The organism is Aquimarina besae (assembly GCF_042434905.1).
Lineage (GTDB): Bacteria > Bacteroidota > Bacteroidia > Flavobacteriales > Flavobacteriaceae > Aquimarina.
The window spans coordinates 4667921-4691279 of the sequence record NZ_CP170199.1 but is presented as its reverse complement, the minus strand read 5'-3'; the positions used below and the strand labels follow the sequence as shown (position 1 = coordinate 4691279).

Sequence of the window (23359 nt, the reverse complement as noted above, 5' to 3'; positions counted from 1 at the left end):
GAAGAAAAAAACAGGTTTATACTTGATACTTGTGTTTTTAAACGATAAAAAACAACTCTTTGTCATTGGTTTAAAGATGTTTTTATAATTAAAATACTGAAAATCAATTATTTATATTTTTAATTAACATTTTTTTGGTAGTTCAACGAGAATCTGGGTGTTTTGGTCTAAAAGTCTGATTATTAGTTGGTGGCACAGAGATTTAGCACTATACTTGTATGGTAAAGCCGTAATACTTTAACTTCAAAGCCCCCAAAATTATGAAAGTTACAGCCCTAATATTTAGTTTGTTTTTATCGATTTCAGTATTTGCTTATTCTGATGATGAGCTTTCCGTTTATCAAGATGGTCTTACTGTCGAAGTAGCAGATTTTGAAGACGGAGATGAATTAAAACTTTTTGAACTGGAAACAGGACATCATATTCTTTCAAAATCTTACTCTCGTGTTGATTTGAGTCAATTACCTGTAGGATCTTATTTGTTAGAAAATAATGAGGGTAAGTCCATTATAATCGACCGCTTAGAGGAAGAATTGGTAATCAATGGAGTAGTAGTAACACAAGAAGAAGAGCTTATTGTAGAAGATACAATGGATGTTGTTGCAGAAAATGAAGCTTCACAAACAGAAGAAGTATCAAGCGAAAACTATATGAGTTCAAGCGAAAATCAATTAGCAATTGAAAGAGAAGGCAATATCATCGAAGTTTTGGATTTTGAAGACGGAGATAAAATTAAGTTATTCGAAGTGAAAGATACGATTCACGTGTTATCAAAGACCACGAATATTATTGATTTAAGTCAATTGCCAATAGGTGTTTATCTGCTGGAAAATAATAGAGGAGATTCTGTAATTGTTGAAAAGTTTACAGAAGCTCAGAACAGTGTTACAGATTTATAGAATAATTAAGTAAAAAGGGGAATAAAACTAAAGCGGACTCATTTTGAGTCCGCTTTTTATATATGATATGTTCTATCTCATTCATTTAGAATATCTCTAAGGATGTATTCGTTGCCTTCACCGTGTGTAAATACACCTGTCAGTTGTTCTTGATTATTAATTTTGGAAGATAGTTCATCACATAAATCCTGACAATCTAGCTTAATTAAAGAATTAATTAAAAAATAATTACCTTCTTGATCGATGGTAACCCAATCGTCATAACTTCCATTCGTATTATTCAGTGTTAAACGAACAGAAAACTGAGTATCCCGTGAAACAGGAGTTTTTGAAATGATCTCTAAAAGATCAATTCTTGTACTGGATGCGTCTTCTGGCGGATTAGCCAATCGTGTTATAGAAACTTTTAAATCAAAGATATAACCTAATTCATAATCAAAACCGTTAATTCCATTAAAAGTTGGTGTAAAGTTATCTTGTCCGATCTGATTACCTTCTTCAATCAATAACACAGTACCTAAACCACTAAAAAAGAATCCATTGGTTGTGGTTTTATAATGATTTACTCTAATCGTAGTAATTGCAATTACTTCATCATCATCGCTACAGGAAACAAGAGTTAGCAATACGACCAGTATTAGGAGTGTCTTTTTCATAAGAATCATTTTTTATAAGATAATAAAAACTAAAAAGGTTGCTTCAGCTTTTTTGTTTAATGGTGATGAAAAATATAACGTCAGAGTTTTGTGAAAAAATAATACATAGAATTATGATGTATTGTAATTTTATGTATATTTGTTCTATGTATTCAAAAGAACTACTTAAAGGGACATTGTCGGTCATTATTCTGAATTTACTTTCAGAAAAGAAGCGAATGTATGGTTATGAGATTTTTCAGCAGGTAAAGGAGCGCTCCGATGGCAAGATCTTATTAAAAGATGGGTCTTTGTATCCTGCTTTACAAAAGATGAAGAAAGATGGTTTATTGACTTGTGAAGAAGAATACATAGGCAAAAGGGTTAGAAAATATTACCTGCTTACTTCTAAAGGAGAGGAAGAGAAAGTGAATTATATAGAAGAGCTTAAGGATTTTATGACAACACTTAATAAAGTTATTTTTCCAAAACTAGATGTTATATGAAGCTAAGTGATGCACAAGAAGAAAAGATCAAACAAGTTATAGATAAACAAGGATTAAAACTGCCGGCTTTGAGAGATGATATAATTGATCATTTATGTTGTGTGGTAGAAAGTGAGTTAAAAGCGGGTAAAACATTTGATCAATCATTACAGGGTGCTATATCAGAATTGGCGCCTAATGGTTTGATAGATTTAGAAAAGAAAACACTTTTTTTATTAAACTCAAAACGAATAATTATGATGAAAAAACTGATGTATTTTATTGGATTTATTGGAGCAATAACTTTGACAACCGGAATCACATTTAAAATTTTGTGGTATCCGGGTGCGAACAAACTTTTTATCACCGGATTTTTATTGCTGTTATTGGTTTTTGTTCCAATGTTAGCTTTTGATCGGTATAAGGTCGCAATTGCTAAAACACTTTCAGAGAGGCTGAAAATCGTGTTGGGTTGTATTTCTGGAGTTATTATCGGGATGTCCGGATTGTTTAAGGTAATGCATTGGATGGGGGCAGAGGTGTTATTATTAGCCGGTGCTTTTATTTTCGCAATTGGATATCTACCGTTTTTGTTCTTCACGATGTATAAACGATCATTTGCCTAGGGTAAAAGTGGGATTGATAATGACAAAAAAAACCTGAAGTAATATTTCAGGTTTTTTTGTTTTTATTGAACTGTTTTTTTAGGACTATTCATTCATCAGTACCCATTCTCCTTTTTCAATTAAAGGAATAGCTTGTTTGTATTTAACAGTCTTGCTTTCTCCGCTCATGATGTGTTTGATAGTAACTTTATCATTACGACCGATTTTTGGTTGCTCACGAACGATAGTCTCAGTTACTTGCTGTCGCTGCTGTGTTTGTCCTGCAGCTCTGTTCTGAGCAGCACGCTCATCCATATTAGGAATTTCTTCTTTAGACGTTTCCAGATTCTCTTTTCTGCGTATTTGACGGGCTTCAGAAATGTCCTGAGTATTACCTGTTGGTAGTTCACCTTTAAATAGGAAAGAGATTACATCCTTATTTACCTCTTCGATCATGGCTTTAAACAACTCGAAGGCTTCAAACTTATAGATCAATAATGGATCTTTCTGTTCGTGAACTGCAAGCTGTACGCTTTGTTTTAACTCATCCATTTTACGTAGATGTGTTTTCCAGGCATCATCGATAATCGCTAAAGTGATATTTTTTTCGAAATCTGTAATCAACTGCTTTCCTTCACTTTCGTATGCTTTCTCCAAGTTGGTGGCAACATTCAGACTTTTTACTCCATCTGTAAAAGGAACTAGGATACGCTCATACTTGCTTGAAGGATCTTCATATACTTGCTTGATCACAGGATATGCAGCTTCAGCGTTACGCTTCATCTTATCTTGATAATGTTCGTACGCAGCTTTATAAACTTCTCCTGCAATTTTCTGAGCATCCATTTTTTCGAATTCCTCTACCGTAATTGGACTACTCATTGAGAAATAACGAATCAATTCGAATTCAAAGTTTTTAAAATCCTGAGCGTTTTTGTTACTTTCTGTAATAACTTCTGCGGTATCATAGATCATATTAGCAAGATCTACACGAAGACGTTCTCCAAACAACGCGTGATAACGACGTTTGTAAACCACCTCACGTTGTGCATTCATGACATCATCGTATTCTAGTAATCGTTTACGAACTCCAAAGTTGTTTTCTTCTACTTTTTTCTGAGCTCTTTCAATAGATTTAGAGATCATAGAATGTTGAATTACTTCACCTTCTTTTAATCCCATTCTATCCATCATCTTAGCAATACGTTCTGATCCAAATAAACGCATCAAATTATCTTCTAACGATACATAGAACTGAGAACTTCCCGGATCTCCCTGACGACCTGCACGACCACGTAACTGTCTGTCTACACGACGCGAATCATGACGTTCTGTACCTATAATAGCTAAACCACCGGCTGCTTTTACTTCATCACTTAACTTGATATCCGTTCCCCGTCCGGCCATATTGGTAGCAATTGTTACTACGCCTGGATTACCAGCTTCAGCAACAATGTCTGCTTCTTTTTTATGGAGCTTTGCATTCAGTACGTTATGAGGTACTTTTCGGATAGTAAGCATTCTACCTAATAATTCTGAGATTTCTACAGAAGTGGTACCGATTAATACCGGTCTTCCTGCTCTCGAAAGTTCTGTAACCTGATCAATTACCGCATTATATTTTTCTCGCTTGGTTTTGTAAACCAAATCTTCCATATCTTTTCTGGCGATAGGTCTGTTTGTAGGGATCTCTACCACATCTAATTTGTAAATTTCCCAAAGTTCTCCTGCTTCTGTGACTGCAGTACCTGTCATACCTGATAACTTGCCGTACATTCTAAAGTAGTTCTGTAATGTTACGGTAGCAAAGGTTTGTGTAGCGTCTTCAATCTTTACATTCTCTTTTGCTTCAATAGCTTGATGCAGTCCATCGCTATAACGGCGACCATCCATAATACGCCCGGTCTGCTCATCAACAATCTTAACTTTATTGTCCATTACTACATATTCTACATCTTTTTCAAATAAAGAATATGCTTTTAATAATTGGCGAAGTGTATGGATACGCTCACTCTTTACACTATACTCCCTAAATAGGTCTTCTTTCTTTTCTGCTTCTTCTTCTTTAGATAAACCAAGATCTTCGATTTTGGCTATCTCCATTCCAATCTGCGGTAAAACGAAGAAATCAGGATCATCTTTACCAGAAAGATAATCCACACCTTTATCAGTTAGGTCAATTTGATTATTTTTTTCCTCTATCACATAGTAAAGATCCGCATCTATCTTATGCATCTCACGATTATTATCCTGCATATAGAAATTCTCAGTTTTTTGAAGTAACATTTTTACTCCTTCTTCACTTAAGAATTTAATGAGTGCTTTGTTTTTAGGGATCCCTCTGTATACCTGAAGTAACTTAAATCCTCCATCCTTTGTGTTTCCTTCTTTGATCAGTTTTTTTGCTTCGGCAAGAACAGAAGTTAAATATTTTTGTTGTACCGATACGATATCAGCAATTTTAGGTTTTAACTCATCAAATTCGTGGATATCCCCTTTCGGGATTGGTCCTGAGATAATTAAAGGTGTACGTGCATCATCAATTAATACAGAATCCACTTCATCAATTATAGCGTAATTATGAGGACGTTGAACCAGATCTTCTGGAGCATGAGACATGTTATCTCTTAGGTAATCAAAACCAAATTCATTATTCGTTCCGTAGGTAATATCAGCATTGTATGCAGCTCTCCGCTCTGCAGAATTTGGTTTGTGATTGTCAATACAGTCTACAGTTAGGCCATGAAACTGAAAAATTGGTGCCATCCATTCGCTATCACGACGAGCCAGATAATCATTTACGGTTACCAGGTGAACACCATTGCCAGATAAAGCATTCAGATAAACAGGTAAAGTCGCTACTAACGTTTTACCTTCTCCCGTTTGCATCTCGGCAACTTTTCCTTCGTGTAGTGCAATACCTCCAATGAGCTGTACATCATAATGTACCATATCCCACTTTACCTCTTTTCCTGCGGCATCCCAACTTGTAGACCAAATAGCCTGATCTCCATCTAAAGCAATATGTTCTCTTGTGCCGGAAAGTTCACGATCATAAGCGCTAGCTTCTACAGTAATAGTATCGTTTTCTGCAAATCTTTTAGCGGTTTCTTTTACCACGGCAAAAGCTTGAGGTAAAATTTCATTTAAAGCTTTCTCAGTAGCTTCATATGCATCCTTTTTCAATTTATCAATCTCTGCATAGATGTCTTCTTTTCGGTCGATATCTTCGGTGGCATCTGCTTCTTCTGTAAGAGCGTCAATTTGGGCTATAATATCTGCACGAGCTTCATTTACAAAATTTTTGAATTCCACTGTCTTAGCGCGAAGTTCATTATGAGAAAGAGCAGCAATTGCTTGTTCTTCTTTTTTAATTAAATCAACCTTTGGTTGGATTTCTTTTATGTCTTTTTTGGATTTATCTCCAACGAATACTTTTAATACAGAATCTAAAACTCCCATGGTTTATGGTTAAATGTTTTTTATGAGATTAACTATTGAAAAGAAACTAACTTAAAGAACCTTTTTCAAGGTGATTTTTAAGTTTCATTTCAGTTTCAGGAAACTATTGTAACCTCAATGCCTCTAAGGCGATATTATACAATGCTTTTACGGCTATAAGATAGCTCGAAAAAGTGGCGTAATTTACGCAAAAAAAAAGCCTCTTGCGAGACTTTTAATACTATTTAAATATTTTTTTAATATTCATCCTCATTCCAAAGATAATCTTCATCAGTAGGATAATCCGGCCATATTTCTTCTATAGAATCATACGAATCTCCTTCATCTTCAATAGATTGTAGGTTCTCCACAACCTCTAGCGGTGCTCCCGTACGAATTGCATAGTCAATTAACTCATCTTTGGTTGCTGGCCAAGGTGCATCACTTAAATATGATGCTAATTCTAAAGTCCAATACATATGCTTACTGGTTTAATTTTTTTGCAAAAATAATTTTTTAGTTTAAAAAGTCAAGTAAAAAATTAATTATTTCAACAATAATTATAAGAACGTGATTTTTTGGGTGTTACCCTTAAGTTATTTTCAGGCTTTCAAAAACCTTAAGATTTCTTTTGAGGAATCCATTGTATCTCTTCTGCCTGCAAATCGTATGACAACTTTCGTGCCAGTACAAAGAGGTAGTCAGATAGTCTGTTTACGTACTGTAAAGTAGTTTCTTCAAAAGGTTCTAATTCATATAAAGCAGTGGCTAAGCGCTCTGCTCTTCTACAAACGCAGCGAGCAATGTGACAGAATGACACGGTTTGATGTCCGCCAGGTAATACGAAATGTGTCATCGGGGGCAGCGACTCATTCATTCGATCCATTTCTGTTTCCAATAATGTAATGTCTTCTGCAGAAATTGTTGGAATGTTTAGTCTTTTTTCACCACTTTTTAATATCGCTTTTTTAGGATCTGTGGCTAATACAGCCCCAACAGTGAATAATTTATCCTGAATGTTAATCAGTACTTTCTTACTTAATTCATCAATTTGTTGGTCTCTAATAAGGCCAATATGTGAGTTTAGCTCGTCTACTGTTCCATAACTGTCGATACGGATATGATGCTTTGGTACTCTGGTGCCACCAAATAATGCAGTTGTGCCCTTATCTCCTGTTTTTGTGTATATCTTCATCTAGGTCTTTTTGATTTTTTTTATAATTTGTGATGTCTTTCTTGGCTTTAGCTACATTTAGATACACGTAAATTGTACCAATAACTATAGCCAATAGTAACCACTCAAGACTCATTTCTTCTTTTTATTATAATAGTTTTTTCTAAAATCTCTTTTGTCCCGATCGTATAGTTTTTTTTTATTTCTACCTGAGTTCCACCTAACGGCAAAAAATAATAGTGCAATGGCGATCACCACCAAAATCAATTGGGTTTCTTCAGAGAGTGAGTCAAACATGATTTGTTCTTTTGTGGTAAAATTAGTAAAATAGTATGTGAGTTTTTGAGTTTATGAGTTTTTTGGAAGATACAAAATACAAAGAGGATTCTATATGAAACATCAATATAGATTCTAACATAAGCTATTGTTGGCTTATCTGAGTAAAACTAAATTACCCAAATACTAGTAATCCAGCTACTCAAATACTCATCACTATTTATTACCTTTGTCTCGCTATGGAATTTTCATCAAAATTATTGGAAAATGCAGTGTATGAAATGTCTCAATTACCGGGTATAGGTAAACGAACGGCACTGAGATTGGTATTACATTTATTGCGGCAACCTGAAACCCAAACACAGCATTTGGTCAAAGCACTTGGAACCTTGAGAGAAGAAGTGAAATTTTGCAAAAAATGCCATAGTATAAGCGATGTAGAAGTTTGTGATATATGTAGTAACCCTAACAGAATTCAGAATATTATTTGTGTGGTTGAAGACATCAGGGATGTAATGGCTATTGAAAGTACAAGTCAGTACAGAGGTTTGTATCATGTTTTAGGTGGGAAGATAAGTCCAATGGATGGTATTGGTCCTCAGGATCTAAAGATTCATTCATTAATAGAAAAAGCAAAATCCGATGATATAAAGGAACTGATTTTTGCATTAAGTGCAACTATGGAGGGTGACACCACTAATTTTTATATCTATAAACAATTAGAAGGTGTAGAGGTGAAAACATCTACTATTGCACGAGGAATTGGGGTGAATGATGAATTAGAATATGCTGATGAAGTAACCTTAGGAAGAAGTATTATCAATAGAATCCCTTTTGAAAATGCATTGAAGAATTCATAATATGTGCCACTTATAAAATCTTGCCTGCTGAAACTTTCTGTAATCATTCTTAACTACAATGTTCGCTATTTTCTGGAATTGTGTATTCTTAGTGTCCAGAAGGCTATAACATCGCTCGAGGCAGAGATTATTGTTATTGATAATAACTCATCTGATGATAGCTGTGAGATGGTCAAAAAAAACTTTCCGACAGTTACATTAATAGAAAATAAAGAAAATATTGGTTTCGCTAAAGCTAATAATCAAGGAGTTGCTGTAGCTAAAGGTGAGTATTTATGCATTCTTAACCCAGATACGGTTGTAACAGAGGATACTTTTGTTACCATGATCAATAAATCAGAGAAACTCTTACTTGCAGGAATGATTGGCCCTAGGTTAATTGATGGCACAGGAAATTTTTTACCTGAAAGCAAGCGCAATGTACCTTCGCCACTAACATCTTTTAAAAGGTTATTTGGGATTAAACTAGGAAAAGTAAAAAATTATTATGCAGATCATATTGCAGAAACACAGATTGGAGATGTAGATATTTTAGTAGGTGCTTTTATTCTTACTAAGAAACTAGATTATGAATCTGTGGCAGGTTTTGATGAAGACTACTTTATGTATGGAGAAGATATTGATCTCTCCTATAAGATGAAAAAGAAAGGTATGGTAAATTATTATATCGGAACCGTTCCTGTAATTCATTATAAAGGAGAAAGTACAGATCGAAATACAGAATATATCAAACGCTTTTATGGAGCGATGCGTTTGTTTTATGACAAGCACTTTAAAAGTAATTGGTTTTTAGATCTTATGGTATCTACCGGAATACGTTTAACCTCGGTTGTACAATCGTTCAAAAATCATCAAAGAGAAAAGCAGACGGTTAATCAGTATTATTTAATTTCAGAAAATGAAGCCTTAAGAGATAAACTCATTCAGGTTTTACAGAAAGAAGTACAGTTAATATCTTTAGAATCCATAAAGAATTTGGGATATACTAATAACGAACTTATCTTTGACAATGAGATACTAAGTTTTGGTGAGATCATAAAAGCAATGCAGCAATTAAGAATGTCGAACACTACGTTTAAAATCAAACCTGCTGGTTGTGATTATATTTTAGGAAGTGATTTTAGTGATGGAAAAGGGGAGGTAATCACTTTTTAAATAAACTTTAATAAATAAAAATTAATTTAAGAGTATAACTTTTATTAATTTCGCAAAAAATATAACTAATAAATACCTTTGATTAAGAATATGGCAAAATTTGAGCTTAAACTTCCGAAGATGGGTGAGAGTGTTGCAGAAGCAACAATAACAACTTGGTTAAAAGAAGTTGGAGATACTATCGAAATGGACGATGCAGTATTGGAGATTGCTACAGACAAAGTTGATAGTGAAGTCCCTAGTGAGGTAGAAGGTGTTTTGGTAGAAAGACTTTTTGAAGTTGATGATGTGGTAAAAGTTGGTCAAACCATTGCAATTATAGAAACAGAAGGAGAAGGTGAGGCAGAAACCGCTCCTCAAGAATCAAAAGAAAAAGTAGCTGCTACTCCAGAAGCAGTCGCACAAACTATAGAAAACGATATTGCTGCTGTAACAGAAACGATGACAAAAACTGACTTTTCCGAGAGTTCTAAGTTTTATTCTCCGTTAGTAAAAAATATCGCTGCGGCAGAAGGTGTTTCAGTAGCAGAATTAGAAGGTTTGACAGGAACTGGAAAAGATGGTAGAGTTACTAAAAATGATATCTTACAATTTGTTGAAGATCGTAAGACTGGTAAAACGGCAAAAGATTCTGTAACTTCTGCTACAGCAACAGGACAAAAAACGGCTCCAATAGCTCCGGTTCAGAAAACTGAAGTGCCAAAAGCCGTTCCTGTGGTAGCGTCGGGAGATGATGAAATCATTGAAATGACCAGAATGGGTAAACTGATTGCACATCATATGGTAGCGTCCGTTCAGACTTCTGCGCACGTGCAATCTTTTATTGAAGCCGATGTTACTAACATCTGGAATTGGAGAAAGAAAGTAAAAGGAGATTTTATGAAGAGAGAAGGAGAGAACTTAACGTTCACCCCTATCTTTATGGAAGCGGTGGCAAAAGCGATCAGAGATTTCCCAATGATTAATATTTCTGTTTCTGGTGATACAATTATCAAAAAGAAAAATATCAATTTGGGTATGGCTGCTGCCTTGCCTGATGGTAATTTAATTGTTCCGGTAATCAAAAATGCCGATCAATTAAATCTTGTAGGCATGACCAAAGCAGTGAATGATTTGGCAAACCGTGCTCGAAATAACAATCTGAAACCAGATGATATTCAAGGAGGAACCTATACAGTTACTAATGTGGGTACTTTTGGGAGTATAATGGGTACACCTATTATCAATCAACCACAAGTTGCTATTTTAGCGTTAGGAGCGATTCGTAAAGTGCCTGCTGTTATTGAAACACCGGACGGGGACTTTATCGGGATCCGTTATAAAATGTTCTTATCACACTCCTACGATCACAGAGTCGTAAATGGCGCGCTGGGAGGACAGTTTGTACAGCGTGTAAAAGATTACTTGGAAGCTTTTGATCCGAATAGAGAGTTTTAAAATTTTGTGATACAATAGCTCCCTTTCTCTGTTGGAAAATTAAGGTTAGGTATTTTATAAAAATATATGACAAGTAAAGAACCACTACACTATTTGTTGTGGTTTTTTTAATGGAAGGAATTGTAGTTTATTTAATGGAAAAATTAAGGTCATCATATCGTTGATCAAAAAAAAGCTTTAAAGGAGTAACTTTTTTCTTTCTTTTGGTAAGTATGTTTGCTATTACTTGCTAATCTGATAAGCAATTTAAAAACAAATATTAGCATGTTTAAGGCAGAGGTCAAAAGTGCTGTAGATGAGGATATCTGTATTCTTATAAAAGTCGATAATCATCCGTATAACTACATATGCGATTGCGGTGAAGCAAAAAGTCTGAGCGTAAAAGAATGTCAAAATACAAATGCCATCTTTATAAGTCATACGCATATTGATCATTTTGTAAATTTCGATACCATCTTAAGACATCAAATTGGGATTCAAAGAAAGGTTGTGATATCTGGTCCAAATGGGATTATTGATCAAGTTCAGCATAGAATACAAAGTTATTGTTGGAACTTGATTGATAAGAATGCAATAACGTACGAAGTAAGAGAGATTTTAGAACAGGGTGTGTACAAATCTGCTCTGCTGCGTCCTCCTCTTTGGTTAAAAGAAGAAGAAAAAATAGTTGAATCTGCTACGATTTTTGAAGAAAAACAATTTGAGGTTTCGTATGAGGTGTTAGATCATAAAACCGACACCATTGCTTATCTTTTTGCAGCTTATGATAAGGTCAAAATAGAACTGACGGGGGATTTAAAAGGAGGTAAATGGGTTCGAGAATTAAAGGATGCTTATGAGGACGTAGATCCTGAAAAAATAATAAAAATTGAAGACAAGACATATAGATCTAAAGAGTTATTTCATTTGATTCATAACAAAAAAGGAAAAAAACTGGGAGTTATTCTAGATCACGCTGCTACAACTGCAAATCATACTAAAATTAAAAGATGTTTTACCAATGCTGATGAGGTTTATATAGAATGCTTTTATAAAGATGAAGACAAAGAATTTGCAAAGAAAAACCACCATAGTTATGCGTCAGAATCTGGTAAAATTATGAATCTTTGTGGGGTGCAGCGTGCAATTCCGGTTCATTTCTCACGCAAATACGAAGATCAAGATATTAAAGAGTTGATTGAACAATTTGATAATGCAAAGAACAAGAACTACTTAAATGATTGAAAAGCATGAAAGAATCAAATAAAGAGCTTTCGCTAATCGATAAAATCTTGATTTTCTTCTTTGGGTTAGATTTGGAAAGATCTTTCGATTCCAATACTTGTATAACTTATAGGCGTCTGGTAAACAAAAACGCCACGCAGTTCTACTGTATTATGCAGGGATTTTATTTTAGGGATTGTATTCAATTTTCTATGGTATTTCGCCAATAAAAACTCAGAATAACTATTGAGTTGAGAAATGATAGAAAATAGTCAAAATAAAACCCCCGATCCTAAGATCGGGGGGCAATGTTTTTCTGTTGTCTGTATTATTTAAGCTTGTAATATACAATCCTTACAATCCTTTACTTCTCCATAATAAGTTTCTCTGTATTTATGGAGTGTAGTTATTGGAACTCCTAATAAATACTTCTTAATAGAGGTTACATGAGTACTTAACCGCCCCATGTTTTTAGAATGTATATTTCTAATTCTGGTTTTTCTTTTAATTTTAATAATCTTCATCGGTCAATTTTTGGGTTTATAAGTTGGTTTGAATTTTAAAGTGCGTTACTGGTGCATACAACTTCCCAGTAAGACATTTCAGAAAATTCTTTACACTTTCTGCTGTTAATTTTGGTTTTCCAGTAATCAATTTCGTTTTTTACTTTTTTACCATCTTTTGTTTTAATTGTTCTTCCGTTTTGTTGTGGAATAAAGGTATTTACTGACATATGTAGTTTTAAATATTTAAAATATTATTGATAAGTATATTGTAATTTGGCCTTAAATAGAATGTATTACAGCATTTATATTATGACGGGCTACCAATTTCTCTGTAAAAGATTTGTGCCCACGAGGCGCCAATAAATGTAGTTTTCCTCGTTTCATTTGAGCCATAAATCCTAGAAGTTTCCATCTTACCACAAGGGTTTTGTCATCTTCATTTTTTAAAGCAATATCAGAAAAATGCTTTGATCCTCCGTGTGTGACAAAAGACATGTCTGGCTGGATCTTTAGATTAGTTTTTGTACTTCTAAAAACTTTGGGGTCCTCATAGCCATCAGGTGTTGCTTTCAAAGATATTGTTGCTCTTTTTTCTGCCCAGGCTAATGCTTTCTCCAAATATGTTTCTTTTTTCATACTAATCTTTTAAGTTATCTATTTTGTTCTAACTCCTATTACTAACAGGAGTTTACAAAGTTACAAAAAATATAGTTCGTATAGAAACTATTAATGTTTTTATTTTTAAAAAATCCTTTATAATAATATTATTTTTGGTTATTTAATATTGTTTATTTAGTATTTAACTGATATTTATTTTCTATAGGAAATAAATAAAGTGTAGTCAGAACACGTGTAGTGTATGCTAGAAAGCTAGGGGTCAAGCTCAAAGATCCCTGTAGCTAAGAAAATAAATCAGGGAAAGGATTTTATTCGTGAGATTTATTGTCTTCAGAAGACATCTCTTTTATGGTAATCAAAGGAGCTGCGTCTATATTCTCTGCGTCCATAATAGATGCTAATAGTTCTATGTTTCGATCCAGCTCATCAATTTGTTCTTGAGTAAGTTTTTGCAACTTCTCTGTGGTTTTTTCCTGTAAAGTTGTTGGGGATCGGTGTAAGACATCCGCACCCTTCGCTGTAAGTGTAATATATGTGGTTCTTTTATCGTTAGGCTTTGGGAGTTTAGCTACTAGACCTTTTGATTCTAACCTGCTAATAATTCCTGATATAGTACTGGCATTCAGGTTGATATAAACTCTTATTTCCTTGGCAGAAGCTCTGTAATCTTCTTGTTCTGATAAAAATTGTAATACTAGTAATTGTGGGATACTGATACCAAACTCTTTTTCGATCTTCTTACTTTCCAGATTGATAGATCTAATTATTTTACGAAGTTTTACAAGTATTTCAATATATTTCACAATGGATGTCTTTTACTAAGAAGTGCAAAGATAGAAACATTGTAAACTATCCCGTAATAATGTATCAACAATATTATGATCTGCATTATTCATCAGACAATTTTTAATGATATGACAAGAATTTATAGAGGTGTTGTTTGTAACATTTCTAATTTAATGAATACTAATGATACAGTGTATGACTTTTAATACTAAACAGGTGAACTATGGACATTCATGAAGCATCTAAATTTTTTAAGAACCTGATTACAGAAACTGAAGATAGATCTGAGATTAAGATGTATAAAAAGTTCATTATTATTCTGTCTCAACTTAACAATAAAAATTTGTCAGAACTGCAAATACACGTTATTGAAGATAAGTTAGATACGATCAGCACAGAAATACCTAGAGAAAGCAGAAAAAAATATTACCGTAAAAAACTCAATGAATTTTTGTCTTTCTTGAAGAAGGAGTTTTCGCTGATATCCGAATCGTATTATATGACTATTTGTATGAGTTTAGGTATGTGTTTTGGGATGAGTATAGGAATGACTTTTGGAGTGGCATTTGGCGGGTCTCAGGGACTTGTTTATGGCATGACCTTCGGATTGATGATTGGAATGTCTATAGGACTTGCTATAGGAGCTGCAATGGACATTAACGCAAAAAAAGAAGGTAAAGTGTTAAGTGTAAAGCATACTTAAAACTTTTTTAGAAACACTCTAAGTAAACAACTTCGTTAAAATCCTTACATTTCTTATATGATTAAAAGGGTTGCTTACATCACCGATACTCATATTGATGAAGATTTTCCGAAAACCGTCGGGGTAAATGCACGCAAAAACTGGATTACAATTCTCAATGATATAGCCTCCAGAGGGATTGGCGAAATCATTTTTGGTGGCGATATTGGAGAGAAATCTTCAAACTCTTGGTTTTTTGAATCCCTTACAGTTTATGAAATATGTATTTCTTTAGGAAATCACGATGATTTTTCTGAAGTGATCAAATATTATAAGACAAATGTCCTTGCCAATCCTAAGGAGCTTTTTTATAGCAGGGAATTAGATTTTTTTAAGTGTATATTTTTAGATTCAAGTAAAGAAGTAATAAGTGAGACACAACTAACCTGGCTAAAAACCGAATTGATAACTACCAAAAAAGTATTGCTTTTTGTGCATCACCCTATTTTGGCCATACCCAATATGATGGATAAACGTTTTTCTTTGAAGAGAAGAGAAAAAATTCAAGATGTATTAGAACAAGTACCTAATGATATTACCATTTTTTGTGGTCATTATCATATGGAGGATCATTATCGTTATAAAAATATAACCCAGTTCATTACTCCTGCGGCTTCTTATCAAATAGAAAAAAATCCTAAAGAAATAAAAGTGCATAATAATGTTTTTGGGTATAGGGTTATAGAGTTACTTGAAGATCAAATATTAACAGAGGTAATCTTGTTGTGAAGATTTATTTTTCTTAAAACCTAGTTATTCTTTTTCCTTTCTTTCGCTTAGGTTTTCTTGTAATTTCTTCAGTAAACTCGTCCAGGCTCAAAATAGGATAGTATAGCTTTTTGTCCTTTTTTACAAAAGGTAGTTCAATATTTTCTCTTGTATATCCTTCTTCATTCATTTTTCTCCAAAACACAGGAGATAATAAATTGTTTTTACTATCAATATCAACCTCTAGAAATTGAACTTTTTTATCATTTAGTTTTTGTTTTAAAGAATCACACCTTACGCAGTTTTGCGCTGTGTAGACAAAAAGTTTATACTGTGATACCGTTTGCGGTGGTATTTCTTTTGGTTTTCCTTTTTGTTGTTTTGCATCAATGTTTTCTAATTCTTCATTCACCACGAGGTCATAGGTGTAAGAAGATTCTACATCTGTCAAAGGAATTAAAATGAGCATTTCTTCCTTGCTGTTAGCTGGTATATTTTTAATAATTGGTCTTTGTGCACTTCTTCGATAACCGGTGGGAGTTATTTTAAGAAAGACGCTTTTATCTGAATCTGTATCATTTTTCACATAAATAATTGTTCGTTTTTTTTGAACGTCTTCAACTAAATAAACAGTTTTATCTTGCCCTAGCGTTGAGATTGGTATAAGAAAAACCGATGAAAAAAGAACATAAATACAGGTTTTTAGAAATTGCATGATCTTCATTTTTGATAAAAATAAGCCATTAATTTTAATCCATCAAAATGGATCATACCTCTTTTGGGCTTATCCCCTAAATAAGAAAAATCGATCTTTCATCTTTTCGATTTCAGAATTTTTGTTGGTTACAATGTAATCGATCGCTTCGTTGGTAAAATGTTGTCCCTTTTCAGTTAATGAAACTATATCATTTTCAATTTCTATCATATTATTTTTTAAGGCAAGTTCTAACACAGATTTTGCCTTCACTTTTTGCCAGTTGATATGCTCTGTCAAGTGTTTTACGTGTCTCTCTGTCTGATCATCCACGTGGTTACCCAAGTGTAATAAAAATGTAAGTAAAGAAACCTCAATACGTTGTTGTTTTTGACGATATAAAACAGAGAAATACCCTCTGTTCGGAGCAAATAAGTATACGATCAAAAAAATAATTCCAAGAACACTGGTCATCGATCCTGAGATAGAAGTGTCTAATCCGTGTGCCAACCAATAGCCTGCTATTGCAGCAATAACGCCGAACATGCACGCTAAAAGTAGCATTTTTTTAAGATTGTTGGTCAATAAATAAGCTATTGCAGCAGGCGCTATCATAAAGGCAATGACCAAAATAGCCCCAACAGCATCAAAAGCTCCGACGGTTGTAATAGAGGCTACAGTCATCAGTCCGTAATGCATAACGACCGGTGATAATCCCAATGCTGCTGCCAATCCTGCATCAAACGTACTTACTTTTAGTTCTTTAAAAAATGCGAAAAGTAACCCTACTGTTACTAGTAGTATGATACCTATAATCCATAAAGACTTGGGTCCGATATCAGAACCGCTGATAACTAGTCTGTCAAAAGGAGCAAAAGCTAACTCTCCAAGTAACACAGCATCTATATCAAGATGAACATCATTCGCATTCTGAGCAATCATAATGACCCCAATGCTAAACAGTGCCGGAAAAACTAAACCAATGGCAGTGTCTTCTTTTACCAAACCGGTTTTTTGAATAAACTCTACCAAGACCACTGTGAGCACTCCGCTCAAAGCGGCAAGAAGTATCAAGAGTGGAGAGGAAAGATCATGGGTGATGAAAAAACCGATTACAATACCTGGTAAAATAGAATGGCTGATAGCATCAGTTATCAAAGCCATTTTACGAAGTACCAAGAAGGTTCCTGGTATTGCACAAGCAACAGCGACCAAACTGGCGATTAATTGTATTTCAATCTGTGCGCTACTCATTTTCTGTTTGCGTTAATTGATTGTATAGATTTGCAGCGGTCCTATATCCGGAATCGGTTAAAGACCACATATTTCCTTGAATTTTTACGTAATTCTTATCTTCAAGTTTTTGCAAGGATCTTTTTGTGAACCCTTGGAAATTATTCAATATTTTAATGGCATGCGGATGCGAAATATTTTCGTGATCTTTGACGATGTTATACATAAATGATAGTGTTTTGTGTAACTGAAGATCGTTTCTGTTTTTTCTAAAGCGAATTTCTCTGAATAGTAATCCACGACCTGGAGAAAATATAAATGAAATTAATACAAATACTGCCGCTACCAATACGATGACTGGCCCGGTCGATAAATTATTATGACTGGCACTAATCGCTGTACCCACCACTCCCGAAAAAGCACCAAAGATTGCAGCCAAAATTACCATAACTGATAAACTATTGGTCCATTGTCTCGCAGCTGCTGCTGGAGCAAGAATCATAGCGCTCATTAAAACAACACCCACCGTTTGTAGACCTAAGACTATGGCGACAACTATAAAAGTAGTGATCAGTATGTCCAAGAACTTAGTGTTAAAACCTAAAGTTTTGGTGTAATCGCTATCAAACACAGATAGCTTTAGCTCTTTCCAGAAAAGTAATAAAACGATAAGACATATTCCGGTGATCACAGACATCATCCAAACATCACTTTCCAGCAGTGTAGCCGCTTGGCCAAAAAGGTAGTTCTCTAATCCGGCTTGATTTGCATTAGGTAGTTTTTGAATATAGGTTAATAAAAGCATGCCAAAACCAAAGAATAAGGAAAGTATAAGTCCTAAAGCGGTATCAGATTTAAGATGCGTTTTTTTAATAATTCCTCTAATCCAAAAACTACCAATTAAACCGCTTATCAAAGCCCCTAACAGAAACGCATTACTATTTTTGGCTCCTATGATCAAAAAGGCTATCGCAATGCCAGGTAAAGCGGCGTGAGAAATAGCATCTCCTAGCAAACTTTGCTTTCTCAAAACGGCAAAACTTCCCAGCATTCCACAAATTGCGCCCAAAACAGCTGTTCCCAACGTAATGGTGCGTAGGGTGTAATCTGTAAAAACAAGTTCTATATACTCTAGGATATCCATAATAATAGTCTTTAGTCTTTAGAAGGTAGTTGGGAGTGCATCATGTTTTACTTTTAAGGTATTTCTGTAAACTTGTAATCATCTTGGATAGTTCAACTAGTTTTGTTCTAGCGTCCTGATCACTCTCGTGTGAAATATAATTTCTTTTTTTAGCAATTGTAGAACAAACTATACGTTCTCTAATAGATCCTAACGCAATTTGTAAATAACGATTAGACTGCGCTTCAGTATTTCCGGATCCTTCAGAAATGTTTAATGTAATAGAAGTAGCAGCTCTAATATATTGAGAGGAAAGATTGTAGGTTTCAGTGTTAGGAAATTTTTTGCAAGTATCATATACCGAATCCACAAAATCTAAACCTTTTTGATATACCGTTAAATCTTCAAAATTAAATTTCAAATCTTCCATTAAAAATAATATTTGTAGTTTTTACAAACAACTAACTGCTATTACTGTTGCACACTTACTTTATAATTAATCCCATAAGTTTTTGTCAAGTTATCATCATTAAAAATATCTTTTACAGGTCCGGTTGCAATCTTTTTTACATTTAGGAACGTTACCCAATCAAAATATTCTGGAACTGTCTGTAGGTCGTGATGTACTACTATGACAGTTTTTCCAGCTTTTCTAAGTTCTTTTAAAATGTTTATGATTGCTTTTTCTGTAGTAGCATCAACTCCCTGAAAAGGTTCATCCATAAAATAAATGGATGCATTTTGTACCAACGCCCGGGCTAAAAAAATACGTTGTTGTTGTCCTCCGGAAAGTTGACTGATCTGTCTGCTTTTAAAAGCTAGCATCCCCACTTTTTCCAGTGCCTCTAGTGCTGCTTTTTTTTCTTTTTGTCCGGGTCTTTTGATCCAGCCTAAACTTCCGTATGTTCCCATCATGACTACATCCAGAGCGGTAGTAGGAAAATCCCAATCTACACTGCCTTTTTGCGGTACATAGGCCACAAGAGATCGTTGTTTTTTATAGGGTTTGTTATATATAGTGACACTTCCGGCTATGGGTTTGATAATGTCTAAAATTGACTTGATTAATGTGGATTTTCCTGCGCCGTTAGGTCCAACAATCGCCATAAGAACACCTTCAGGAATGGCCAAGTCAATATCCCATAACACAGGCTTATAATTGTAGGCAACCGTAAGGTCATCTATTTGCACGGCGATTTTGTTTTTCATTTCTAATAATTTTAAGAAAATAAAGATATGTTTAATATAAAAGAAATCTTAGCTATAACATATTAGATAAGAAAGATTATGTATTTTCGTTTTAGGAAAATTTTCATAAGTATCATATTCTATGTCAAAAAAAATTAGATTTTCCCCTACAGTTAATCTTCAAAATTAAATCTCATATCTTTTATTAAAGTAATTTTTCTGACTTCTGCTATGCGTCAACTGTTTATTACTTAAGTGCGTTTATGATAGTATTCACATTGTATTCAAACATCCCGATGTAGGTTCCTTCAATAGTGCCCGGATTACCGAGGGCGTCAGAATATAAAGTTCCACCAATAGTTACTTCGTGATTTTTAGATTTTACAGCAGCCTGTAGAGCTTCAATAGTGCGTTTAGGAACTGATGTTTCTACAAAAATAGCTTTTACTTCGTTTTCTATAATAAACGAAGCTAATTTTTGTACATCTTGCACACCAGCTTCTGTAGCGGTGGATAGGCCTTGTAATCCTACCACATTAAACTCATATTCCTGACCGAAATAACTAAAAGCATCGTGGGCTGTGACAAGGATTCTTTTTTCTTTAGGTAATGTCTCGATAGTTTTTTTAAGTTTAACTTCAAGAACCTTTAGTTTTTCTAAATATACTTTTCCATTGGTTTCAAAAGCTATGGCGTTTTTCGGGTCTAGTTCTTTTAGTTTTTGAATGGTAAAAGCAGCTACTTTTTTCCAGTTAGTAATACTAAACCAAATATGTGGGTCATAATTAGAAGCAAAGTAATCGGATCCGATGAGAGTGGTCTTGTCTAAAACTTCTCCGATAGCAATAGTTTTCATGTTTTGATTTCCCATTTTTTCAAATACTTCAACTAATTTGCCTTCAAGATGTAGGCCATTATAAAAAATGACATCGGCGTTGACTAGCTTTGTGACATCACCTTCACTAGCCTTATATAAGTGTGGATCTACTCCAGAACCCATTAATCCCTGGACAGTTATGAGATCACCTCCAATATTTTTTACTAGATCGGTAATCATCGTGGTGGTGGTCACCACATTAAGTTTTTGATTTGGATCCTTAGCTTCCTGTTTACAAGAGAGTAAAAGGCTGAGAGCTATAATTGTAAACACTATCTTTTTCATAACTATTGATTTGTTTTTGTTTCTGAAATTGAATATTATTAGTTTGGTAGCCTAACACTAATTCCTGCGCTTAATAATAAATTTTGTCCTTCTGTAATTCCGGATCCTATGGTGGCGTCTAATTGTATATTGTCACTCAATAAATATGTAATCCCTGCATCCCAAAGATGATTAGCGCTGCTGTCTTCAGGTAAATCTCCGTACAATTCTGCATAGATTCCAAAAGCATTAGTAATGCTATATCCATAGGCAATGGTATATACATATGCAGCCTCGGGAGAATCGTTTCCCCATTCAGCTCCAAGGTTGTAGGATAAACTTGATTTTTCGCTAAGCGTATGCGCAAATGAAAATCTAAAGTCAACACCTGTGTTTTCTGGTCTAAAGTCTTGTCCTGCAGTAAATGGTAAAAATAGATGTCCAATAATACCTATCTCCGGCAGTAACCCTTGCTCATTGCTAATTCCAATTTTTGCTCCCAATAATAAAGGTAATAATCCGCTTTCTACATTGTCAAGTTCAGTGCCATTAATTTCTGTTTTTATTTCGGCAAAATCCCATCCTACCCTAAGTTCCAGATTATCTAATAATCCATATCTTAACAAAGCAGTATTAAAAGTTGTAGTTTTTTGTTTGAAAGCATTGTCTCCTGCATCTTCAAAAAATGCTCCTGTTTCTATTTGTAAATATCCTTTAGGAACTACCGTTGGCGATTCGGTAGCGTCTGGTCTGTCGGTGATAAGCGGTCCCAATGAATTGGTTTCCTGAGAGAACATGGAGTTAAAACTTAGACAGCTCAAAAAAGTAAGTAAGATGATTCTTTGCATTTGCATTAGGTTTAGTACTTTTGTTTTATTATTGATGCAAAACTAAAGAAGTTAGTTATGACTAACAAATTAAATTTGAATAATTTAACAAAGAGTGAAGAGGATTACTTAAAAGCTCTTTTTCAGTTACTTATAGAAGATAGTTCTGGTAAGGTAGGAAATAATCAACTTGCTGATTATCTTAAGGTTTCTCCTGCTTCAACAAACAATATGATCAAAAAGCTGAAAGCTAAAAAGTATGTTGTAAGTGAAAAATATGGTAAGTTGGAACTTACAGAAGGAGGGAGGTCAATTGCAGTCCGTCTGATTAGAAAGCATAGATTATGGGAAACATTTCTTTGTAAATATTTGAATTTTAGTTGGGATGAGGTGCATGAGGTAGCAGAACAATTAGAGCATATTAAATCTCAGAAATTAATTAATGAGCTGGATCGTTTTATGGATTTTCCTGCTAGGGATCCTCACGGAGAAGTTATTCCCAATGCAGATGGAGAATATTCAATTTTACCTAAAATCACATTATCGTCTCTAAAAGAAGGCGCTGTTTGTAAATTAGTATCTGTAAACGATGCCTCGGTCACATTTCTTAAGTATGTATCAGAAATAGGATTAGCCCTTAGTAGTGAAATCAAAGTTTTGGAAGTACGAGAATTTGATGGTTCAATAAAAATACAATTTGATAAAGTCGAAGAAACAGTAACTAGAAAATTTGCAGACAATGTTTTTGTCAAGGTGATATAAAAACCTAACAAATGTTAAAAAAAGTAAGACTTTAATGGTTTGTAAGATATACCTGTTATATTTGAATCTCACAATCAATTTATGGAGCTTAATTTAAAAAAACCGATCTGTTTTTTTGATCTGGAGACGACGGGTATAAATATTTCAAAAGATCGAATTGTAGAAATTTCTATTCTTAAGATTTTTCCTAATGGAAATAAGGAAAGTAAAACTTGGCTTGTCAATCCAGAGATGCCGATTCCACCAGAAACCACAGAAGTACACGGGATTACAGATGAAAAAGTAGCTAATGAGCCCACTTTTAAGCAACTGGCTAATAACATTAGCGAAATGATTAAAGGGTGTGACCTGGGGGGATTTAATTCTAATCGTTTCGATATTCCATTACTAGCAGAAGAATTATTACGTGCTGATGTTGATTTTGATATGAAAAACACTGTGGCAATAGATGTCCAGACTATTTTTCATAAGATGGAAAAAAGAACCCTGGCAGCCGCTTATAAGTTTTATTGTGACAAAGATTTAGAAGATGCACATTCTGCAGAAGCTGATACAAATGCAACATATGAAGTTCTGAAGGCACAACTCGATAGATATCCAGAATTAGAAAATGATACCAAATTTCTTGCAGAATTTAGTGCTAGAAAACAATTTGCGGATTTTGCTGGTTTTATAGCATATGACAAAGAAGGAAGAGAAATATTTTCATTCGGGAAGCACAAAGGTAAGTTGGTAGAAAAAGTGATGGAAGATGAGCCCGGGTATTTTGGATGGTTACAAAATGCGGATTTCCCGTTATATACTAAAAAAGTACTTACTGCGGTTAGGTTGCGAAAACTTAATAACAGTCTTAAACTTTAA

27 protein-coding genes are annotated in these 23359 nt (G+C 34.2%); 11 read left to right on the top strand and 16 right to left on the bottom strand.

The window, feature by feature from the left end; all coding sequences use genetic code 11:
* Nucleotides 1-260 precede the first annotated feature (260 nt).
* Nucleotides 261-899, top strand: a complete 639-nt coding sequence (locus tag ACE94K_RS20795; RefSeq protein WP_378177049.1) for a hypothetical protein — start codon at nt 261-263, stop codon at nt 897-899.
* A gap of 77 nt (nt 900-976) precedes the next feature.
* Here ACE94K_RS20795 and ACE94K_RS20790 read toward each other — a convergent pair whose 3' ends face one another.
* Nucleotides 977-1555, bottom strand: coding sequence for a DUF4377 domain-containing protein (locus ACE94K_RS20790; RefSeq protein ID WP_378177046.1), 579 nt, complete (start codon nt 1553-1555; stop codon nt 977-979).
* Between the two features lie 113 nt (nt 1556-1668).
* On the opposite strand from ACE94K_RS20790, the gene ACE94K_RS20785 reads away from it, so the two are divergent.
* Together ACE94K_RS20785 and ACE94K_RS20780 are read left to right on the top strand one after the other, a co-directional pair.
* Nucleotides 1669-2040, top strand: coding sequence for a PadR family transcriptional regulator (locus ACE94K_RS20785; RefSeq protein ID WP_378177043.1), 372 nt, complete (start codon nt 1669-1671; stop codon nt 2038-2040).
* A complete protein-coding gene (locus tag ACE94K_RS20780; RefSeq protein ID WP_378177040.1) occupies nt 2037-2645 on the top strand; it encodes a hypothetical protein in 609 nt (202 codons plus the stop codon). The genes ACE94K_RS20785 and ACE94K_RS20780 overlap by 4 nt, the downstream gene beginning before the upstream one ends.
* Before the next feature lie 84 nt (nt 2646-2729).
* On the opposite strand, the gene secA is transcribed toward ACE94K_RS20780, so the two are convergent.
* The 4 genes from secA to ACE94K_RS20760 form a co-directional block, all read right to left on the bottom strand.
* Nucleotides 2730-6086 (bottom strand): preprotein translocase subunit SecA, encoded by a 3357-nt coding sequence (secA, locus tag ACE94K_RS20775; protein WP_378177037.1) that lies wholly within the window; start codon nt 6084-6086, stop codon nt 2730-2732.
* Nucleotides 6087-6322: 236 nt separating this feature from the next.
* Nucleotides 6323-6544: a DUF2795 domain-containing protein gene (locus ACE94K_RS20770; RefSeq protein WP_006989959.1), complete on the bottom strand. Its 222-nt coding sequence runs from the start codon at nt 6542-6544 to the stop codon at nt 6323-6325.
* Nucleotides 6545-6684: 140 nt separating this feature from the next.
* Nucleotides 6685-7260 carry a cob(I)yrinic acid a,c-diamide adenosyltransferase gene (locus tag ACE94K_RS20765; RefSeq protein WP_378177032.1) on the bottom strand — a complete coding sequence of 192 codons (576 nt, stop codon included), beginning with the start codon at nt 7258-7260 and terminating at the stop codon, nt 6685-6687.
* A gap of 111 nt (nt 7261-7371) precedes the next feature.
* A complete protein-coding gene (locus ACE94K_RS20760) occupies nt 7372-7536 on the bottom strand; it encodes a hypothetical protein (RefSeq protein WP_378177029.1) in 165 nt (54 codons plus the stop codon).
* A gap of 218 nt (nt 7537-7754) precedes the next feature.
* On the opposite strand from ACE94K_RS20760, the gene recR reads away from it, so the two are divergent.
* The 4 genes from recR to ACE94K_RS20740 all read left to right on the top strand — a co-directional run bounded on the left by recR (nt 7755) and on the right by ACE94K_RS20740 (nt 12191).
* A complete protein-coding gene (gene recR / locus ACE94K_RS20755) occupies nt 7755-8375 on the top strand; it encodes a recombination mediator RecR (protein WP_378177026.1) in 621 nt (206 codons plus the stop codon).
* Between the two features lie 3 nt (nt 8376-8378).
* A complete protein-coding gene (locus ACE94K_RS20750; RefSeq protein WP_378177023.1) occupies nt 8379-9530 on the top strand; it encodes a glycosyltransferase family 2 protein in 1152 nt (383 codons plus the stop codon).
* 90 nt (nt 9531-9620) lie between these two features.
* On the top strand, nt 9621-10967 hold the full coding sequence (locus ACE94K_RS20745) for a dihydrolipoamide acetyltransferase family protein (protein ID WP_378177020.1): 1347 nt from the start codon (nt 9621-9623) through the stop codon (nt 10965-10967).
* Nucleotides 10968-11231: 264 nt separating this feature from the next.
* Nucleotides 11232-12191, top strand: a complete 960-nt coding sequence (locus ACE94K_RS20740; protein ID WP_378177017.1) for a peptidase — start codon at nt 11232-11234, stop codon at nt 12189-12191.
* A 311-nt stretch (nt 12192-12502) separates the two neighbouring features.
* Here the strand turns inward: ACE94K_RS20740 and ACE94K_RS20735 are convergent, their stop codons facing one another.
* The 4 genes from ACE94K_RS20735 to ACE94K_RS20720 form a co-directional block, all read right to left on the bottom strand.
* Nucleotides 12503-12694 carry a hypothetical protein gene (locus ACE94K_RS20735; RefSeq protein ID WP_378177014.1) on the bottom strand — a complete coding sequence of 64 codons (192 nt, stop codon included), beginning with the start codon at nt 12692-12694 and terminating at the stop codon, nt 12503-12505.
* 35 nt (nt 12695-12729) lie between these two features.
* Nucleotides 12730-12903, bottom strand: coding sequence for a hypothetical protein (locus tag ACE94K_RS20730; RefSeq protein ID WP_378177011.1), 174 nt, complete (start codon nt 12901-12903; stop codon nt 12730-12732).
* 52 nt (nt 12904-12955) lie between these two features.
* Nucleotides 12956-13312 (bottom strand): hypothetical protein, encoded by a 357-nt coding sequence (locus ACE94K_RS20725; RefSeq protein WP_378177008.1) that lies wholly within the window; start codon nt 13310-13312, stop codon nt 12956-12958.
* Nucleotides 13313-13602: 290 nt separating this feature from the next.
* On the bottom strand, nt 13603-14097 hold the full coding sequence (locus ACE94K_RS20720; protein WP_378177006.1) for a MarR family winged helix-turn-helix transcriptional regulator: 495 nt from the start codon (nt 14095-14097) through the stop codon (nt 13603-13605).
* Nucleotides 14098-14303: 206 nt separating this feature from the next.
* Here ACE94K_RS20720 and ACE94K_RS20715 point away from each other — a divergent pair, with 206 nt between their 5' ends.
* Nucleotides 14304-14783, top strand: a complete 480-nt coding sequence (locus ACE94K_RS20715; RefSeq protein ID WP_378177003.1) for a hypothetical protein — start codon at nt 14304-14306, stop codon at nt 14781-14783.
* Between the two features lie 57 nt (nt 14784-14840).
* Nucleotides 14841-15551 (top strand): metallophosphoesterase family protein, encoded by a 711-nt coding sequence (locus ACE94K_RS20710; protein WP_378177000.1) that lies wholly within the window; start codon nt 14841-14843, stop codon nt 15549-15551.
* A gap of 13 nt (nt 15552-15564) precedes the next feature.
* On the opposite strand, the gene ACE94K_RS20705 is transcribed toward ACE94K_RS20710, so the two are convergent.
* The 7 genes from ACE94K_RS20705 to ACE94K_RS20675 all read right to left on the bottom strand — a co-directional run bounded on the left by ACE94K_RS20705 (nt 15565) and on the right by ACE94K_RS20675 (nt 21757).
* A complete protein-coding gene (locus tag ACE94K_RS20705) occupies nt 15565-16245 on the bottom strand; it encodes a hypothetical protein (RefSeq protein WP_378176997.1) in 681 nt (226 codons plus the stop codon).
* Nucleotides 16246-16314: 69 nt separating this feature from the next.
* Nucleotides 16315-17478 carry an iron chelate uptake ABC transporter family permease subunit gene (locus ACE94K_RS20700; protein WP_378176994.1) on the bottom strand — a complete coding sequence of 388 codons (1164 nt, stop codon included), beginning with the start codon at nt 17476-17478 and terminating at the stop codon, nt 16315-16317.
* Nucleotides 17471-18601 carry a metal ABC transporter permease gene (locus ACE94K_RS20695; protein WP_378176991.1) on the bottom strand — a complete coding sequence of 377 codons (1131 nt, stop codon included), beginning with the start codon at nt 18599-18601 and terminating at the stop codon, nt 17471-17473. The genes ACE94K_RS20700 and ACE94K_RS20695 overlap by 8 nt, the downstream gene beginning before the upstream one ends.
* A 40-nt stretch (nt 18602-18641) precedes the next feature.
* Nucleotides 18642-19010 carry a four helix bundle protein gene (locus tag ACE94K_RS20690; RefSeq protein WP_378176987.1) on the bottom strand — a complete coding sequence of 123 codons (369 nt, stop codon included), beginning with the start codon at nt 19008-19010 and terminating at the stop codon, nt 18642-18644.
* A 41-nt stretch (nt 19011-19051) separates the two neighbouring features.
* Nucleotides 19052-19789, bottom strand: a complete 738-nt coding sequence (locus tag ACE94K_RS20685) for a metal ABC transporter ATP-binding protein (RefSeq protein ID WP_378176984.1) — start codon at nt 19787-19789, stop codon at nt 19052-19054.
* A 226-nt stretch (nt 19790-20015) separates the two neighbouring features.
* A complete protein-coding gene (locus ACE94K_RS20680) occupies nt 20016-20930 on the bottom strand; it encodes a metal ABC transporter solute-binding protein, Zn/Mn family (protein ID WP_378176981.1) in 915 nt (304 codons plus the stop codon).
* 38 nt (nt 20931-20968) lie between these two features.
* Nucleotides 20969-21757, bottom strand: coding sequence for a transporter (locus ACE94K_RS20675; RefSeq protein ID WP_378176978.1), 789 nt, complete (start codon nt 21755-21757; stop codon nt 20969-20971).
* Nucleotides 21758-21814: 57 nt separating this feature from the next.
* Here ACE94K_RS20675 and ACE94K_RS20670 point away from each other — a divergent pair, with 57 nt between their 5' ends.
* Entirely contained in the window at nt 21815-22498 is a 684-nt protein-coding gene (locus ACE94K_RS20670; RefSeq protein ID WP_378176975.1) for a metal-dependent transcriptional regulator, read from the top strand.
* Between the two features lie 81 nt (nt 22499-22579).
* On the top strand, nt 22580-23359 hold the full coding sequence (locus ACE94K_RS20665) for an exonuclease domain-containing protein (RefSeq protein WP_378176972.1): 780 nt from the start codon (nt 22580-22582) through the stop codon (nt 23357-23359).

Excerpts from the sequence above, each read along its gene's own strand:
- ACE94K_RS20795 (WP_378177049.1), top strand. The coding sequence starts at position 261 with ATGAAAGTTACAGCCCTAATATTTAGTTTGTTTTTATCGATTTCAGTA.
- ACE94K_RS20790 (WP_378177046.1), bottom strand. The coding sequence starts at position 1,555 with ATGAAAAAGACACTCCTAATACTGGTCGTATTGCTAACTCTTGTTTCC.
- ACE94K_RS20785 (WP_378177043.1), top strand. The coding sequence starts at position 1,669 with ATGATGTATTGTAATTTTATGTATATTTGTTCTATGTATTCAAAAGAA.
- ACE94K_RS20780 (WP_378177040.1), top strand. The coding sequence starts at position 2,037 with ATGAAGCTAAGTGATGCACAAGAAGAAAAGATCAAACAAGTTATAGAT.
- secA (WP_378177037.1), bottom strand. The coding sequence starts at position 6,086 with ATGGGAGTTTTAGATTCTGTATTAAAAGTATTCGTTGGAGATAAATCC.
- ACE94K_RS20770 (WP_006989959.1), bottom strand. The coding sequence starts at position 6,544 with ATGTATTGGACTTTAGAATTAGCATCATATTTAAGTGATGCACCTTGG.
- ACE94K_RS20765 (WP_378177032.1), bottom strand. The coding sequence starts at position 7,260 with ATGAAGATATACACAAAAACAGGAGATAAGGGCACAACTGCATTATTT.
- ACE94K_RS20760 (WP_378177029.1), bottom strand. The coding sequence starts at position 7,536 with ATGTTTGACTCACTCTCTGAAGAAACCCAATTGATTTTGGTGGTGATC.
- recR (WP_378177026.1), top strand. The coding sequence starts at position 7,755 with ATGGAATTTTCATCAAAATTATTGGAAAATGCAGTGTATGAAATGTCT.
- ACE94K_RS20745 (WP_378177020.1), top strand. The coding sequence starts at position 9,621 with ATGGCAAAATTTGAGCTTAAACTTCCGAAGATGGGTGAGAGTGTTGCA.
- ACE94K_RS20740 (WP_378177017.1), top strand. The coding sequence starts at position 11,232 with ATGTTTAAGGCAGAGGTCAAAAGTGCTGTAGATGAGGATATCTGTATT.
- ACE94K_RS20735 (WP_378177014.1), bottom strand. The coding sequence starts at position 12,694 with ATGAAGATTATTAAAATTAAAAGAAAAACCAGAATTAGAAATATACAT.
- ACE94K_RS20730 (WP_378177011.1), bottom strand. The coding sequence starts at position 12,903 with ATGTCAGTAAATACCTTTATTCCACAACAAAACGGAAGAACAATTAAA.
- ACE94K_RS20725 (WP_378177008.1), bottom strand. The coding sequence starts at position 13,312 with ATGAAAAAAGAAACATATTTGGAGAAAGCATTAGCCTGGGCAGAAAAA.
- ACE94K_RS20715 (WP_378177003.1), top strand. The coding sequence starts at position 14,304 with ATGGACATTCATGAAGCATCTAAATTTTTTAAGAACCTGATTACAGAA.
- ACE94K_RS20710 (WP_378177000.1), top strand. The coding sequence starts at position 14,841 with ATGATTAAAAGGGTTGCTTACATCACCGATACTCATATTGATGAAGAT.
- ACE94K_RS20705 (WP_378176997.1), bottom strand. The coding sequence starts at position 16,245 with ATGCAATTTCTAAAAACCTGTATTTATGTTCTTTTTTCATCGGTTTTT.
- ACE94K_RS20700 (WP_378176994.1), bottom strand. The coding sequence starts at position 17,478 with ATGAGTAGCGCACAGATTGAAATACAATTAATCGCCAGTTTGGTCGCT.
- ACE94K_RS20695 (WP_378176991.1), bottom strand. The coding sequence starts at position 18,601 with ATGGATATCCTAGAGTATATAGAACTTGTTTTTACAGATTACACCCTA.
- ACE94K_RS20690 (WP_378176987.1), bottom strand. The coding sequence starts at position 19,010 with ATGGAAGATTTGAAATTTAATTTTGAAGATTTAACGGTATATCAAAAA.
- ACE94K_RS20685 (WP_378176984.1), bottom strand. The coding sequence starts at position 19,789 with ATGAAAAACAAAATCGCCGTGCAAATAGATGACCTTACGGTTGCCTAC.
- ACE94K_RS20680 (WP_378176981.1), bottom strand. The coding sequence starts at position 20,930 with ATGAAAAAGATAGTGTTTACAATTATAGCTCTCAGCCTTTTACTCTCT.
- ACE94K_RS20675 (WP_378176978.1), bottom strand. The coding sequence starts at position 21,757 with ATGCAAAGAATCATCTTACTTACTTTTTTGAGCTGTCTAAGTTTTAAC.
- ACE94K_RS20670 (WP_378176975.1), top strand. The coding sequence starts at position 21,815 with ATGACTAACAAATTAAATTTGAATAATTTAACAAAGAGTGAAGAGGAT.
- ACE94K_RS20665 (WP_378176972.1), top strand. The coding sequence starts at position 22,580 with ATGGAGCTTAATTTAAAAAAACCGATCTGTTTTTTTGATCTGGAGACG.